The organism is Specibacter sp. NPDC078709 (assembly GCF_040686795.1).
Classification (GTDB): domain Bacteria; phylum Actinomycetota; class Actinomycetes; order Actinomycetales; family Micrococcaceae; genus Specibacter.
This window is the reverse complement of record NZ_JBFBLU010000001.1, coordinates 873,763-890,323: the sequence shown is the minus strand read 5'-3', so window position 1 is coordinate 890,323 and position 16,561 is coordinate 873,763. Positions and strand designations below refer to the sequence as shown.

Annotated in this window: 12 protein-coding genes and 1 pseudogene; 11 read left to right on the top strand and 2 right to left on the bottom strand. The window is 56.8% G+C overall.

The features are described from left to right. Positions 1–204: 204 nt before the first annotated feature. A complete protein-coding gene (locus AB0P14_RS03850; RefSeq protein ID WP_363838189.1) occupies positions 205–660 on the bottom strand; it encodes a hypothetical protein in 456 nt (151 codons plus the stop codon). Between AB0P14_RS03850 and AB0P14_RS03845 the strand changes: the two genes are divergently transcribed. The 4 genes from AB0P14_RS03845 to AB0P14_RS03830 are packed head-to-tail and all read left to right on the top strand — an operon-like array spanning position 589 to position 4,802. After that, a complete protein-coding gene (locus tag AB0P14_RS03845; protein WP_363838184.1) occupies positions 589–1,359 on the top strand; it encodes a polysaccharide deacetylase family protein in 771 nt (256 codons plus the stop codon). The two genes, AB0P14_RS03850 and AB0P14_RS03845, sit on opposite strands and share 72 nt — an antisense overlap. A gap of 53 nt (positions 1,360–1,412) precedes the next feature. Continuing rightward, positions 1,413–2,519 (top strand): glycosyltransferase, encoded by a 1,107-nt coding sequence (locus AB0P14_RS03840; protein ID WP_363837935.1) that lies wholly within the window; start codon positions 1,413–1,415, stop codon positions 2,517–2,519. Then, positions 2,503–3,189: a hypothetical protein gene (locus tag AB0P14_RS03835; protein WP_363837932.1), complete on the top strand. Its 687-nt coding sequence runs from the start codon at positions 2,503–2,505 to the stop codon at positions 3,187–3,189. Before AB0P14_RS03840 ends, AB0P14_RS03835 begins: the two co-directional genes overlap by 17 nt. Continuing rightward, positions 3,183–4,802 carry a carbamoyltransferase C-terminal domain-containing protein gene (locus AB0P14_RS03830; protein ID WP_363837929.1) on the top strand — a complete coding sequence of 540 codons (1,620 nt, stop codon included), beginning with the start codon at positions 3,183–3,185 and terminating at the stop codon, positions 4,800–4,802. The genes AB0P14_RS03835 and AB0P14_RS03830 overlap by 7 nt, the downstream gene beginning before the upstream one ends. Here the strand turns inward: AB0P14_RS03830 and AB0P14_RS03825 are convergent. Beyond that, entirely contained in the window at positions 4,785–5,837 is a 1,053-nt protein-coding gene (locus tag AB0P14_RS03825; protein WP_363837926.1) for an NAD-dependent epimerase/dehydratase family protein, read from the bottom strand. The genes AB0P14_RS03830 and AB0P14_RS03825 overlap by 18 nt on opposite strands. A 239-nt stretch (positions 5,838–6,076) precedes the next feature. Here AB0P14_RS03825 and AB0P14_RS03820 point away from each other — a divergent pair, with 239 nt between their 5' ends. From AB0P14_RS03820 to AB0P14_RS03790, 7 genes and pseudogenes are all read left to right on the top strand, one after another. Then, a complete protein-coding gene (locus tag AB0P14_RS03820) occupies positions 6,077–7,018 on the top strand; it encodes an NAD-dependent epimerase/dehydratase family protein (protein WP_363837923.1) in 942 nt (313 codons plus the stop codon). Positions 7,019–8,485: 1,467 nt separating this feature from the next. Further along, on the top strand, positions 8,486–9,667 hold the full coding sequence (locus AB0P14_RS03815; protein WP_363837919.1) for a DUF6361 family protein: 1,182 nt from the start codon (positions 8,486–8,488) through the stop codon (positions 9,665–9,667). Then, positions 9,660–11,546: a phospholipase D family protein gene (locus AB0P14_RS03810; RefSeq protein WP_363837917.1), complete on the top strand. Its 1,887-nt coding sequence runs from the start codon at positions 9,660–9,662 to the stop codon at positions 11,544–11,546. Before AB0P14_RS03815 ends, AB0P14_RS03810 begins: the two co-directional genes overlap by 8 nt. After that, positions 11,543–14,740, top strand: a complete 3,198-nt coding sequence (locus AB0P14_RS03805; protein ID WP_363837915.1) for a helicase-related protein — start codon at positions 11,543–11,545, stop codon at positions 14,738–14,740. The genes AB0P14_RS03810 and AB0P14_RS03805 overlap by 4 nt, the downstream gene beginning before the upstream one ends. Before the next feature lie 98 nt (positions 14,741–14,838). Then, a complete protein-coding gene (locus AB0P14_RS03800) occupies positions 14,839–15,519 on the top strand; it encodes a DUF6308 family protein (RefSeq protein ID WP_363837912.1) in 681 nt (226 codons plus the stop codon). A 70-nt stretch (positions 15,520–15,589) separates the two neighbouring features. After that, positions 15,590–15,811: pseudogene (locus AB0P14_RS03795) on the top strand (HTH domain-containing protein); the annotation flags it as partial. A 147-nt stretch (positions 15,812–15,958) separates the two neighbouring features. Continuing rightward, entirely contained in the window at positions 15,959–16,501 is a 543-nt protein-coding gene (locus AB0P14_RS03790; protein ID WP_363838181.1) for a GIY-YIG nuclease family protein, read from the top strand. The last annotated feature ends 60 nt before the right edge of the window (positions 16,502–16,561 follow it).

Genomic DNA, 16,561 nt, shown 5'->3' with positions numbered 1-16,561 from the left:
TTGGAGGATATTTACTGCCTCCCCAACGACCAAGTGGCTGAAATCCTTTTGGAAAACGTCGGTGTCCTAACCTGGTATGGCCTCAACATTAATGCCTCCATGATGGGTGAGGCCTTTGGTCTCGAACCGCCGTCTACCATGAACTGTCTGAGAAATTTTGACGGGCGCCTCCATTCGAACAACAAGCGCCTCGTGGCGCACGTCTCAACTCAGGATACGGGCGCATATGATGTTAGCAATGGAGCCTCGATGAACCTTGCAGTGTGCGGTCGAGCACAAGTTAGTGCGAGGATCCAGATCCATATTGACGAGTCTGCGCCGACCAACGCCGTTGGCTGCCGCTATCTTTTGAATTGTTTCGAAGTAGGAATTTAGGCCGATCGCACAGGAGGAGATGGATTGAGTATAGGACATGGCGGAGCGATACTTCTGTACCACCGGGTGACCGATGATGAAATCGATGCTCACCAGATGGCCGTGCATCCCCACAATTTCGATGCTCAGATGCAAGTCCTGGCCGACGTAGCTGATGTGGTCTCGCTTGACACCTTCGTCGATCGGCACTCGCGTGGGCTGAGCAACGATGGCTTGGTAGCGATCACATTTGACGACGGCTATCGCGATGTCGCCCATAACGGCATACCCATACTTGAAAAGCATGCTCTACCCGCTTCGCTCTTCGTACTGGCAGGCCGAGAAGCAAGTCGGAGGATGTGGTTCGATGAGCTCGAACGTGCGTACTTCGAGTGCGGTCCAGCTGGGGCCCGCCACGACCTAGTGAAAGAAGGAATCGATCCAGTGGTGGCGTTCTTCCGTCACGCGTCGGTGTTTCGAGGGAAACATGCACTAGAGGCACTTGACGACATATATGGCCTATGGCCAGATCTGGCCGTTACAGAGCCTAAGCACGAGATGATGACAACCTCCGACCTGCTGGCTCTAGCAAGTCGGAGCGGAGTGAGCATCGAAACGCACGGCGTGACTCACACGGCGACGTCAGTACTCAGCGAAGGTGAGTTGAGGCAAGAAGTAGCGTCTAGCGCAGTTCACATTCGCGAACTCACCGGCAGATTCCCTACGCACTTTGCGTATCCGTTCGGAACCCCGAATACAGTGCATAGTCAGGCGGGGAAAATTCTAGCGCAGCAGGGAATGCGATCTGCGCTGACGACCGATCAAAGCGGAGTTGATCGGGGTTCAGACCCTTACCGAATGCCTCGGCGCCTGGTGCGCAACTGGGGTGCCGGAGACTTTCATGACTGGCTGATGGCACCGAGATTCGTGCGATGGCTCGACACTAGCGATCAAGATACCCGCGAGAGGCTTAGCTCTGTGCTGGGCGGGCCATCATGCGCGTAGTACATGTCAATACTGTGGCAGGTCGAGGCGGCGCTGGCATGCACGCTTTGCGCTTGGTTGAGCGTGAGCGCTTGAGCGGCCTTGATTCCCGCATGCTTGTCGCAAAAAGTTTCGTGACACAAGATTTCGTTCAAGAGCTCGTGGTCGAGCGCTTCGCCACCGACCCGGGGATGCTCGATTTCGACCTTCGTGCGGATGGGCTGAGCGCGCATCCATGGATCCGTGCTGCGGATCTCGTGCACTTCCATAACTTGCACGGTGGATATGTACACCCATACTCGATCTCGAGCATCTCCAGAATGCGGCCCACCTTGTGGACGTTACACGACATGCAGGCGCTGACAGGCCGCTGCTTTCAATCGCTCGGGTGCGAGCGTTGGAGGGAAGGTTGCGGCCATTGCCCCCATCCAAACACTCCACCACTTGCGATGCCCGACCGAAGCGCAGAACTCTGGCATTTCAAGAAGGCAATCTACGACAGATCTCATTTCACGGCGGTAACCCCTTCGGCGTGGCTTGAGGGGCTTGCACGGACGAGTTTGCTTGGAGGGCATGCGATCCGTCTGATCCGGAGCGGAATCGACACTGACATCTTTCGTCCTGGAGTATGCATCGGCAAAAGCGGCTCGTCGAGAATTCGCATAGGGATCGTGGCCGAGCGTGGCGAGCGCTCGTCGTGGAAATTCGTGCAATCCATTGAATGGTTGCTGGACTCCCTGCATCCGTCGGCCAACGGCTTCGAACTGAGTTTGGTTGGAATAGACGAGGATGACGTGAGCACCTCTGATTCCCGGCTCGTTCGTATCCCACGGTTGACCGGAGACCAGGCGATGGCGAATTACTACCAGTGCCTAGACTTCTACGTCTCCCTCTCGGGGGCTGAGAACTATCCCTTGGCAGTTCTCGAGGCCCAATCTACTGGACTACCTGTTGTAGCGTTCAGCGTTGGTGGAACAAGTGAGATCGTTGAGCACGGCCGCACCGGTTTCGTAGCCTCAGTGCAAGAGCCCGATATGCTCGTTCAATACTGTTTGGCGCTCATCAACGACGCAACGCTACGACATCGCATGGGCGTAGCCGCTCGGGAGCGAGCACTAGAGATCGGTCAGATCGACCGGGCAGTCACAGAGTATAAGGAGTTGTATGAGTCCCTTGTCTGATCCGATCGACGGAGACTCACTGTGGACAGCGGTCTCTTCCAAATCAGTGTTGGACGCTGCACTAACGGGTAGCGAGCTACCGAGCGATGCCGGACTATCTGCTCTCAAGTACCCTCGGCGCGCGGATGACTCACTGATCATCACGCTTGACGCCGATTATCAGACTAGATCTCGGGTGGTCGCGATGAAACTGCATCCAGATTTATTCCCTATCGGCAACCAGATATACGCTCAACCTGATGCACTCCGACAGATCTGTGCCAGCGGCGCTGTGGTCTCCGTGTACGAGTCGCGGGTCCTCGAGTTGGCAGGCTTGCGGCCAGTACGTGCCATCCTCTTCGAATTCATTCGGGGCATTCACCCCCGTGAAGCGTTCATCAAATTCCCCGGCGAGGCGAACCGCATTTTCACCGCGGTCCATGATTGCAACCAGGCCATCTTTCGTTCCGGTTTCCATCCGATTGTTAAAGATGAGACCGACTACGTGCTGCAGCGGTATGACACCGGCATCTGGAGTTGCTGGATGACTGACTACAACGCACTAATCGACATCCGCGAGGTGCACTCGTCCGTTCGAGAAGTCGCTGCGTCACGGGTTAACCGAATATTCGACAAGTTAATATCTCAGAACTCGCCCTACCAGGGCGTTGCTGGATCTGCCACATGGTAACTATTCTTGGCTTGTGGTCTGATCACGACTCATCTTACGCGTGGATGAAAAATGGGGAGATCCAAGTCCACGAAGAGATTGAACGATTTGTCCGCGAGAAGGAGGTGATCGCAGACTCCTTTGCGTTCTTCGAAAGCGCATCCGCGTCACTTGGTTTCGGCTCCAATATTGACTGGATTGTCAGCTGCTATCCGTCAACGCAATTGATCGATCAGCCTTCGTGGCCCCGGCTAGCGCGAAAGCTTGCTGAGGGCACACGTTTCGAGTGGGTGGGACACCACAGAGCTCATGCCGCGCACGCATACTTCTCCTCTCCGGGGCACCTGCAGAATGCGCTGATAGTCTCCGTCGACGGAGGAGGGTACGAGCGTGACGGTACGCCATTAACGAGCGCGACGGCGCTCTCGTTTTGGCACGGATTGGGACACGATATTCGACACCTCGAAACGGTACCCCTCGCGCAGAGCAACATCGGGTCGGTCTGGACTAGAACTACGCGGCATGTTTTTGGCTTGAGTTCGGGCTGGCCTTCTGGAGATCAGGCGGGTTCCGTAATGGCGATGGCAGCACTCTCCGATGGTGGTGAGTCGGTCGGGCGTTTCATGAGAGCACTTACTGAGGATCTCGCGGTTTCGTCGGGTGGAATGGGAGAGGACTTATGTGCCGAGTATTGGGCACCACTCCGGCTGGAGGCTGAGTCTTCATCGGAGGCGCGAAATTCGCTGGCAGCCGGGCTTCAGTTAGCAACTGAGCGTCTGTTCCTCGAACGACTTGACCCATACATCAGGATGGGCAATTTCGATGGGCTTTGCATTGCTGGCGGGGTGGCTTTGAATAGCGTCATGATGGGGCGAATTGCGATCATGTATCCACACCTCGAAGTTTTTATCCCACCGGTACCATACGACGGGGGACTGGCGATCGGCGCAGCACAGTACGTCTGGCATGCATTGCTCGGGAACGAACGGATAACGGGTACTCCATCCCTAACTCCGTTTCTCGGTCGAGAATACTCCGTCAACGAAGAAGCCGCCATTATACGAGGTTTGGGTTCGCGTGCGGTTCGCGCGTCTGACGCTGAGGTAGTGAGGTTGATCGCGCTCGGAAACATCGTTGGCGTGTTTAGTGGACGATCCGAGTCTGGTAGACGAGCGCTTGGGAATCGAAGCATCTTGGCCGATCCCAGGGACGGCGACGTGCAAGAGAGACTCAACGCTCGAAAGCACCGAGCCTCCTACAGGCCTTTCGCGCCGGCCGTGCTTGTCGAATGCGTCCAAGATTATTTCGGCGGCTACGGCAGCGACTATATGGCACTCACAGTGCCCGCTTCGTCGAGCATGATTGCGGCGGCACCGGGAGCCTTGCATTCGGACGAGACAGGACGACTCCAAATAGTTACCCCGACAAACGCACCAAGATTCTACGATCTAATCAGCGAGTTTCGAGACCTCACCGGGGTTGGAGCGCTGCTAAACACGAGCCTTAACGACTCCGAACCTATTTGTGAGAACCTTCACCACGCTTTGCGAAGTCTGGATCGGGGGGTCGCCGACTTTCTGTACCTACCGTCGCACGGAGTCGTGGTTTGCAGGTCTTCAATAGACGCTCAGTAGATCTTCAGCGATATCGTCTATAGACATCGAAATTCCCCATGCTGGATAGTCGCATTGGAACCTCTCAGACGACGAAATCCACCACCGATGATCGCCCTTACGAGGCCGCTCGAGCGACGATTGGTCCAAAACTGCCTCGTTGCCTGTAAGAATCTCAAACTTCTGGACCGCTTCGATCACTGAGATGCTATTCTCACGGCCTCCGCCCATATTAAAGACTTTGCCTGGTTTAGGATTTCTGAGGTACTCTCCGAATGCTCGCGCGAGGTCGGATGCGTGAATGTTGTCTCGAACCTGTTTTCCCGCGTGGCCAATGACGCGGTACGGCACTCCCTCTCTCACGCATTTCGCGAGGTATGCCATGAATCCGTGCGCTTCTACCGCGGCGTGTGCTTTTCCAGTAATGCAGCCGCAGCGAAATACGGCGGTGCTCAATCCGAAATACCTGCCGAACTCTTGAACCATCACATCGGCGGCCAACTTCGAGACGCCAAAGAAGGAATGTGTGGTCGCGTCGATGCTGAACGACTCCGGTATGCCAGCAAAGTACTCATGATTGGCTGGTAAGTCCAGCCTAGTGTCCTGCAGAACGAGGGGCAATTCATTAACTCGGTCGCCGTATACCTTATTCGTTGAGCAGAAAATAAATGAGGCAGCAGGGGAGTATTCGATCGTGGCGTCGAGTAACGAATAAGTAGCCGTCGCATTTACGTCCCAGTCTATGCGTCGATTGTGGGTAGCCCATTCGTGTGAAGGCTGAGCGGCGGTGTGAACGACGGCTGAAATTTCTTTACCGTACGTGCTAAAGATTGTCTTGATTGATTCAGTATCACGTATGTCGACATCAAACCGTCGCAGGTAGATGCTAGGCCCGGCCGCGGGCCCACGTCGAATGGACGTCGTGCCACCCGATCCGAAATAAGTTGCTCGAGAGTTGTTTTCGATGCCGATGATCTGATAACCCAACGAGTGGAGGTGTTCCGCCGTGGCGGATCCAACTAGGCCATCGCAGCCAGTGACGAGTGCTATTGTCATGATACAAGTGTCCCAGATGAAAGAGGGTGGTCGTGGACGCCGTTCTCGTCGCCAGATGCGTGCTGATGGTTTCCGACTCCCCCCTCCAGCATGCCGTTTCTACCTCCGTGTCGAGGCGAGATAGTGACGTCCGTGGCTATCGCCCGGGAGGCGCGGATGCGCATCAACTGGCTTCCTGACTATTCGCTGACCAGGGCCGTCGGCTACGGCTGGAGTTCAATCTTGACCGAGAGACCATCATGATCTCTGAGAAGAGAGTCGTCGTTGCTGGAGGGCTGGGCTTCATCGGCTCGCACCTCGTCTCGCGCCTGCTGAGACAAGACAACGATGTTGTCGTGATAGACAACGGGATCACGAGTGGCGGACGCACGCTGGATCGCCACTCACGCCTTGAGATAGCAGATGCTGACGTAACCATGCCTCTCTGGATTGAGGGCCACGTCGACTATGTCGTGAATCTAGCATCGCCCGCTTCCCCTGAAGACTACACAGCGCTACCACTCGAGACATTGCGGGCGGGCGCGATCGGCACAGAGGAAACCCTGAAGTTGGCGGCCAGACACGAGGCTGGCTATCTGCTCGCTTCGACTTCAGAGGTCTACGGGGATCCTTTGGTCACGCCGCAGAACGAAGGGTACTGGGGAAACGTCGATCCAATCGGGCCGCGAAGCATGTACGACGAGGCCAAGCGTTTCGCTGAGGCTATGACTGTTGCGTACTCGCGTAGCAAGGGTGTCCGAGTCTCGATTGCAAGGATCTTTAACACTTACGGGCCCGGGATGCGATCGACAGACGGACGCGTAGTACCGACATTCCTGAGTCAGGCCACACGCGGACTGCCGTTGACGATCCATGGCGACGGCAGCCACACCCGGTGCTATACCTATGTGACAGACACCGTAGAGGGACTACTCCGAGTACTGGAGCATGGAACCACCGGTCCGTTCAATCTAGGCGCGACGGAGGAAGTGTCGGTGCTCGAACTCGCACGACTCACAATCGATATCTCCGGCTCAACCTCCTCGATCGTGCACCGCGCCGGCAGACCTGGTGATCCGCGTACTCGGAAGCCCGATATTCGGGTTGCTCAGGAGGAACTCGGATGGAATCCCCTTATATCGCTGAGTGAAGGAATTAAGTTGACCCTCGATTCAGGATTGGGGATCGCCGCCGTCGATTGACACACTTTGGCCGACGCCGCCCCGCCCAAATCTTCGGCGATTTCCAGGCTAGATAGCGGTGACTTTCAGCGAAAGTTGGGCCCCCGGGGTAGATTTTGCCTCGGGCAGAATCTACCTTCGTCTGAAAACTGCTCAGCTTGAGCAGCCACCGCATTCCAACTGGTATGTCTTCCATTGTCCGAAGACCATGCTGAAACCCGCAGGGTCCGCTGGCTCCTTGGACACCGAACCCACACCAGCCATGGCAACCGTAACCTCTTAGTCACTGACAAACGCAGGTGGCAAGGCCGTGGCAGAACTGAAGGTCGCGTTTTTGGCGGACGATGTTCACGCAAAAGTTCGATGCTCCGTCATGGGCGGTCGCATTCCCTCGCTATTTCCTAACGCGGCAGTCAGAGCCGACCTCCGTAGTCGCATCTACTCGGATCTAGAATTCATCAGGAAACTGCGGAATCGAATGGCTCATCACGAACCCACTTTTGCGAGAAATCTCAGTGACGAACTGGAGCAGATTCTGGACCTCATTCAGTTTCGCTCCGTGGAGGGTTCCGCGCGGGTTCGGGCAAACGAGTCAGTCATGTCGCAGTCAGCTGCCGAAGCCTGAAACTGTACAACCCGCTGAGAATCCGTGACTGCCGAGCCGGCTGGGTTTCGTTGGCTGAGCGAGCCGATGTTCCTTGGGCCAGTACAGGCGCGTGAAGCGCCACACGGAATGTAACCGACTCATTAGAAACTCATTAAATTGGGCGAAAACTGCCGCCTATTCAGTATCATCCATTGTTGCGCACCCGGGTCACCAACAAAGGCCAGGAACGACTTTTGACAAGTCAAATTGGACGATAGAGGCGACAGCGGGGTTCATAACGTTGATAAGCTGTCATAAGTGCCAGGCGCAGAAAACGTCTCTGACCTGCGGTGATGGCTTTCCGAGTGAATTGAACCGCAGAATTCCATCCGACTATCTGATGAAGCGAAATCGGTTCGAATCTCCAGTCGCCCGGTTTGCAGATGGTGCTGCTGACCTCAACGGGACGTAGCCACGGGTGGTGTGCTCGGTGGGAACCGAACGGGATCTTGTCGGTTCAACATATTCGTTGCTGGGTAAGTCTGGTTTTGATCAGTCCTGGATCAGGTCCTTAATCGAAAACATTCACTCGGGCATGGCCAAGGAGGCCCTATCTTCACTCTGCGGATTCACGGCAAGTTATTGCGTGGCCATTTTTGAAGCGATAATCGGTGAGTCGGTCGTCATTAAAGATGGAGGTGAGCATGGGAGAGTCAGGTCCAGTTTGCCTGGATATCCAGAGCCATTAGCTCTTGCTCTTGTGATCCCCGAGACGGAGCCTCGTACCCCTTGGATAGAAATATCGGCAGGCACTGGAGCGTCATTGCGGCGTTGCCAGTGGCTGTCGGTAGGCTCATCGAAGTGGCAAGTCTGTTGCCCACGGGAGGCAGAAGGATGAGTGTGTGGCTTCACTGATTTCGTGGCTTGATGCCAACACGGCTGAGACAGCACGCTTGCGTGAGATCGCGCGTATGTTTGAGACTCCCGACAGCATTGATGACTTGGCCCTTGGGCAATTTCGGGACACGATCAGTAACGCTTTGTTCCCCGGAACATCGGTTTTGCACGTCGCTGCCCGGTACCTCCTGCTTGTTCCATGGTGCTATCAGACTGCGAGCAGTGCTCGAAGTCCTGAAGGGATCCTGAGGGACGCAAAAGCTGCAGAGAAGCAGCTGATTCGGCGTTTCCACGAGCTAAACGCCAAACGATTCATTGGAAGTACTGCTGGTGACGGAGTGGCCCAGTTGCCTTCCGTGGCTTATTGGTCAGCGCTCAAGAAGTGGGGCATTGTTCGCGAAGACGTAGAGCGCAACGCCATCGGTGATGCCACTGTTGAACACGCAGCTGCACAACGAGACGGAATTTCTGAACGACCTGTGTGGCATGCCGGACTTCCGCCAGCACCTGAAGGATTTCCACGAACCGAGGCACGAGGGATCGAACTCAACCGCGCCGAAGCCGAATGGATCAGGGACCGCATCCTTGCCACGGTCCCCAATGCGATGCTGGCTCAGCTCGCGGCCAAGCCCCAGTACATTCTAAAGTCGAACAATCGGCCTTGGACCGATCCGGCAGCCCAATCCGCAGTCGGTGAAGCAGCAGTGTGGCTGAAACACGCCGAAGCCTTCTCCGCGCTACAACACGGACTGGAAGCACTTTACGCATTTCTGGTCACCACTGAACTTCGCCGGCAACTTGGCGAGGAACCAGAGGATGACGACGCTGCTGCGTTGAACGGATGGCTCGCAGACTCAGTGGCTCAAGATGTCATTCTGATGTGGAATGTTGAAGAATTCATCGAGCTGGTACGCGCAGCGAACCCACGGATTCAACTTGGGAACATCGCATTTCTAACAAGCACTCTCGATCAAGTGCGATCCGGCACCGACCCACTCATCAATATGATGCTGCACTCCATGATTCGGGCACGGGAAAAGCGCGCCAAGGGTGCCAATTCTCGCTTCCTCAACAAGCGCCGACTCCACAATTGGACCGCACCGACGCAAGTTGGTGTGCAGACTTTTCGCTGGACCCAAGTGAGGAATATGATGGTTGATCTGCGGGAAGGGCTGGCCCGTGCTTGATCCTGGAAGCCGTGAATCGCTCACGGAACAGCTACGTCCACCTGCCGGGTATCGACTCAGCCATGCCATTGGAACCACATTTACCCTCGACATGATCAGCGCCCTCTCAATTCCGCTGAGTTTTGTCCGCGGATCAGGTGAGGACCCTGGCAACAGCGTTGCCCTCCTTAACGCCATCAGGAAAGTCTCCGACAGAATCGACATCTTCTGCCAGGCCGGGCTGATCCGCGTTCCCCGACAATCAAACGACCTTTTGGCGGTACTGGAACCCATCATTCACCAGGTCACCCCGAGCGGTTCCAACGCTCTTTTTCACCCCAAGGTTTGGATCTTGGAATTCGAAGCAGACGGCGACTACCAATACCGATTCCTCTGCAGCAGCCGGAATCTCACACCTGACACCTCCTGGGACCTGCTCGTCCGCCTCGACGGCTGGCCGGCAGACACAGCGGACGATAGGAACGACGCCGCAGCCGTCGACAATGAACCCCTTATGAGGTTTCTCGCCAAACTACCTGAGCTCTGCACAGCGCCACTGGCAGAAACACGAGCCCGAGCCATTCAAGGTCTCATTGGCAGGTTGGCATCTGTGAGCTGGGAATTGCCACCGGATATCCGCAGTTTGGCGTTCGGCCCGCTGGGCACAGGCGAACGCTACCCGGCCAACACCCTGTTGGGTCTGCTCCAGAACCCAAGTTCCGCCGTCGGACTTAATGGGCAGATGGGCGAGAAGCGAAATTTTGGTGCCAACCGTATTGTGATTGCACCATTCGTGGACAACGCAACCATGGAGATTCTTGCCGGTTCATGGGCCGAATCAGTACGGGTCTATGGGCGCAGCAACGAATTTGAGCGGCTGGCGCCCGAAACTCTGGCTAGCCGCGTCATGACTTTCAATGCTGTGGATGACAGCGGATTGTCGCCCTACGACGAAGAGCAAGCTGAGGCTGAAGGGGAGGACCTTCGAGGGCTGCACGCGAAAGCCATCTTCACGGACTTTGACCATACGACGCATGTGTTGATGGGCTCGGCCAACGCAACACGCGCCGCATTCGAGCGCAATGTGGAATTTTCTGTTGAAATGACCGGGGCGAAGAAACGCATCGGCACGGAAAAAATCACCAATGCGCTCAAGGGACTGCCGTTCAGCGATTTCACCGGGGCAGGTGGTGCCGAGCGCAGCGACGACGAGAAGGCGGATTGGCGGCTGCAAAATGCCCTGATCGCGGCGGCGACCCATAGCTACACGCTTGATGCTGGCGGCGAGGCTGACAACTACACAGTCGTTGTGGAACATGGATATGTACCGCCGGCTGGCATTTTAGCGCGGATGGGGCTGCTGACACTGCCAAGCCGGATGCTGGAGGTGACGGGCGCCGGCGCCGCGCTGCGTTTTGAGAAACTGCAACTGGAGATGGTTACGCCTTTTATGATCATCGAGCTGGAAGACACAGACACCAAATTGCGCCGGTCCACCGTGGTGCAGGGGGTGCTGCGGACGGATGTTGCCGGGCGGATTGACTATGTCATGGCGAACCAGCTCAACACCGTGGAGAAGCTGCGCGCTTTCTTGTTGCTGTTCCTGACGCCGGAACAACATGCGCCACCCGGCGGAGGCCAATTTGCTGGGGCTTTTGGCAAATTCGGGACCGGTGGGTCTTTTGCAGGGCTCTTTGAAGCCATCGCTTCGGCAGTGGCGAGCCCTGATGCGCCGGAGTTGTTCGCCGATTTGGACCCTGTCATGAAGCAGCTGTACCGGATGTCGGAAGCGAAAGCTGGGGGAGCGATTGCCACACTCGAGCCGGAGGATATTCAAGAGCTCGACGACGTACGCCGGCTTTGGGACGCAGCGGTGGCTGCAGTAGGGGAGACACCGTGACCATATTTAGTGCGAAACAGACCTTGGCTGGGCTCAAGCCGTTCCAGAAGCGCACGGTGAACCACGTCTTCAAACGCTTGTACACGGGTAGTGCGACCACGGATCGTTTTCTGGTTGCCGACGAAACGGGCCTGGGCAAATCAGTGGTGGCCGCCGGTGTGGTCGCCAAGGCCATTGAGTATCTGGAGTCGGTGGACGATGTTCGACGGATCGACGTTGTCTACATGTGTTCAAACGCCGACCTGGCACGGCAAAATATCGACCGCATCAATGTCACCCGGCAAAAGGACATCATCGAATCTGGACGGCTTACGCTCTTGCCGTTGCAACTGAGCCAACTGAATGCACCCGCTGCTGAAAATACGGTCAAGCGGGTCAACTTCATTTCGCTCACGCCGGGCACGTCTTTCGACGCCGGCCAGAAGCTGGGCAATGCGCAAGAACGAGCGGTGCTGTTCCTCATGCTCGAAGCGATCATGGGTGAGCCGGCCGCTCCCCATTCTCGGGCACCTCGGCAATTCACTCCCGAAATCGCGGACAAGGCTGCCGAACTTCTTCGCGGGAACGCCGGGATCCCTGGGTTCGTGTATGAAGTTAGCCGGTTCCGCAAGAATCATCCGGAAGGCTTCACAAAGGAAGTTAGGGATGATTTTTACCGGGAAGCGATTGACCGGAAACTGATGCGTCGCTTCAAATCCTTGTTGCGATCGGATGTGCCCAATGACGATTTGCGTGTTGAGATGCCGGATCTCATCAAAGAATTCCGTGGCGTTCTTGCCGAGGTTGGGTTGAAGAGCCTCGAACCCGATTTGATCATTCTGGATGAGTTCCAGCGCTTTCGCGATCTACTGCACGGCTCCGAGGAACCGGTTGGCGACGTCGATTCTGCGCGGCCCGACAACTCCCTTGAACGGGCCGAGGTCTATGGGGCTGCAGAGCTGGCCCGAAACTTCTTCAGGTATGACGGCGCCAAATTGTTGTTACTCTCCGCCACGCCGTACAAGGCCCACACATCTGGGCTGGACGACGGAGGCGAGGACCATGCCCAAGAATTCACTGAACTGCTTGGGTTCCTGGCACAAGATGAACTTGGGTGGATGGACAAGCTGCGTAAACTTCTGGATCAGCGCAGACGGCAACTTGCAGGAATCGCACCTGGAGACAATGCGGCGACACTGGAACGGCATTTGAAGCAATTCATGTGCCGCACCGAACGGCCACAACTGGACGGCAGCGACATGTTGAGCGTGCACCACATGGCACCGAATGACGTACGTCCTGCCGATTTGCAAAGCTTGGCGGTCTTGACACGCTTGTCCAGGGCCGCTGGCGCGGGCAACCCAATTGAATACTGGAAATCCGTTCCATACTTCGCGAACTTCTTGGGCGACTACCAACTGGGTAAGTTGATCGAGAAGGATGTGTCCGCTGAGGTTCGTGACCAACTACCAGAACTGACGACAATTGATCGCGACAAGCACCTCAGATTTGAGCCGCTTGAAAGTGACAATGCCAAATACCGTTCGGTGGAACGCCATATGATGGCCGGCGGTCTGTGGCGGCTGCTGTGGATGCCAGCATCCTGTCCCTACACTCAGCCATCAGGTGTGTTCGCCGGGATTGGCAGTGGTGCAACAAAACAGTTGTTGTTCTCGGGGTGGCAGGCCACCCCGAACGCAGTGAGTGCCCTGCTGTCCTATGAGGCCGAACGCCTCATCATGTCCGCAGCGGGGACAGACCATGAGAACTCGCCGGAGGCTCGCAGCAAGTTCACGCCACGGTTGGCATGGCGCATGCGAGACGGCGAACCGACGGCCATGTCAGCACTTGCGCTCTTTGTCCCGCACGCCAGCCTGGCCAAAATCACGGACCCCATGCTTTTATCCAAAGGCGCAGCCGGCGATGAAGCACCCAGCGCGGATACATTGCTTGACCTCGCGGAAACATCATTGAGCCCTGCTGAGGGAACCGACCGCCACGGTGACGAGCGGGGCGTGTGGACTGCCTACTTCGGTGTGGGAAAAGCGCTGCCCACCGTCTGGAAGCAGGACGTTGAATACGCACACGACGCCATTGCCTCAGCGACCGTAGGGGAGACTGACCCCGACGAGTCGTCGCCTGATGAGGACACGGTCAGCAACTACATGTTGCACGTGGCTCGCATGCTGGAAACGGTCGCAGCTCGAAACGGTGACTGGCGCACCGGAGTCGGAGACCTGGGGCTCAACTCTCCCGCAAACTGTGTCTACCGTGCGCTCGGACGGATCTTGCCGGCGTCGTACGACCCCGAAGACCACTGGCTGGCGACGCTGCACGTGACCACTGGTCTGCGGACGCTGTTCAACAGGCCCGATGCGACCACGCTCATCAGCCAGCTCTACCCATCGCTCGACTATTGGCAGGCGATACTGAGGTACTGCGCAGACGGAAACCTGCAGGCGGTGCTAGACGAATATGTGTTTCAGCTGAGGAGTCAGCAGCCGGGCGGGGTGCTTGTGAGCGAGCAGCTGTGGGAGATTGCGGAGACGATGCGCAGTGCGCTGTCGATCAAACAGGTGCCGTTACGGGCCAAAGATCCCGCGATCGATGACAGCGGCCTGGCGATGGGCATGCGATTTGCCGTGCGATACGGTGGCGGGCGCAGCGATGACGGCTCGGTCCGCACCAAGGACGTGCGCACCGCGTTCAATAGTCCGTTCTGGCCCTTCGTGCTGACGTCGACCTCAGTAGGGCAGGAAGGAATCGATTTCCACTGGTGGAGCCACTCGGTGATCCATTGGAATGTGCCGGGGAACCCAGTGGATTTTGAACAGCGCGAAGGACGCGTGCACAGGTACATGGGGCATGCCGTGCGCAAGAATGTGGCAGCGGCGCACTGGGCGGCCGTGCGGTCGTCGGGCGCTCATAATCCCTGGAAGGCATTGTTTGAGTGGGCGGAACGCGACAATGTTTCTCGGGGTTCTGGCTTAGCGGGGGCGGATCTTAAGGACTTTTCGCCGTATTGGGTATTTCCGGGGGAGCATCGGATCGAACGCCGTTTGCTGGATCATCCGCTGAGTCGCGACGTGCTGCGGACGGAAAAGATGCTCGCCGGGTTGGCAGGCTACCGGCTGGCGCTCGGACAGGCGCGCCAGGACGATTTGCTGGAAACTCTGCGCAATCCGGACATGAAGCCTCTGGATCTCAGTCCCTAGTCCAGCTAGGGCAGAGTTGTCACACCCATGTGGCAGGTTGACTGTATCAAGTAGTTCGGGGCCCGATGGGCACCGCCTATGAACAAGAATTGGTGACAATGCTTCTCAAAGCAATGAAGGATATCTCCCACGAGGTGGCTGTAGGGCACATCAACAAGTACTTCGTAGTTCGCCCCAACGGGCGACCGCTGTACACAGGTTCCCGTTTCGAGACCTTCGCTGGCGGAGGCGATGTTGTTGAGCCGAACCGCGTCACTCCAGCCGATCTGATTGCCGTCTCCATGCTTTCAGTTCATGTGCCAGGCCAGGCCGCACTGGGAATCGTAGAGAAGTTGGACGGTGAGATCGAGAAGCTCCTGAAACCGTTGACTGCCGAACTGCGACTGGAAAACCTGACTTCGGAGCAGTTCTCACTGCTCCTTGATGACGGTTCGCCAGCTGATGATATTTGGAAATTGCTGCGCCAGAGAGCTGATCTCTGGGGCATCGGTCAAACAACGGCCAGCAAGATTCTCGCACGCAAGCGACCGCATCTGGTTCCCAACTACGACTCGGTCGTAGCTGAACAAGTTGGCATGAGGCACAGTGGTGGGCAGTGGCGCATTTGGTGGGAAGCGTTTCAAGGTGGGGAAGGTCGACGGTTCGCCGAGCGGCTAGAGCTTATCCGGGCTGATTCCGGTCAGCTTCATCTATCTGTGCTTCGAGTCATCGACATCGTCTTGTGGATGGATGGGCGCGGCGCCGAGAAGACTCGTGAGACGGTCGGCGACAGCGACTAGAAGCCATGGATAGCCGACTTGGCCGGCCCCACAGCTGCCGACTTCATCTATAGCGGATGATGCGACTCAAATGACCAAAAACGTATTCGCAAATGGAGAGAGCATGACGGAACCATTGACACTACACTCTGCCGTTGAACGAGTATTGGCTGAAGCCGGTCGCTCGATGACGTCCCGAGAGATTGCAGATGCTGTCAACGAACAGCGCCTCTATGAGCGGTGCGATGCGCAGTCCGTACCTGCATCGCAGATTAGCGCGCGTATTCGAAAATACCCTGCACTATTCACCAAAGTGGGTAACCAAATAGCTCTTGGAGGCGACAGTGATCAACGCCTGCTGGCGGACCCGGGAACTGAGCCCCTGCCACAATGGCGAAAGCGATCCCCCGTTGTTGGAAGCCTCCCGGCACCGCCGGCAAGGGTCGCTTCAGGAGATTCCTTGGCCCTGCTCGAGGATAGGAACTTTCAGTTGGCCGGAGCCGTCATCAACGCGGTCCCGGATCAGCCTGGTGTGTACGCCATCCGAGTGGTCGAATTCGGTGTACTCCCAGAGCCTTTTCGTGCGTATGCCGAAGAGCGCAATGACCCGCTCATCTACGTCGGTGAGGCGAAGGAAAGCTTACGAAAGCGATTGGGCCAAGAGCTATGGGCGAAGGGGCACGGCACGTTTTTCAGAAGCATCGGAGCTGTTATCGGTTATCGGCCGCTGCCGGGATCCTTGGCTGGGAAAGTCAATAAGAGCAACTACACCTTTGCTCCGGAGGACGAAGCAGCCATAATCCGCTGGATCAACCGAAATCTGGAGGTGGCTTGGCTCGTGCTTGACGGTGCCGTCCACGACACAGAGGCACGGATCATCCGAGAATTCGGTCCCTTGCTCAATCTCAGTGGCAACCCGAGGAAATTGCCCGAACTTAGCATCGTCCGAGAGGAATGTCGAAGACTCGCCAGTCAGTCCTTGACGATTGATCCAAGGGGTTAGGGGTCGTAGGCGGTCAGTACCGAATAGGCCCATCCGTCGAACTGCCTTAACCTTTGCATA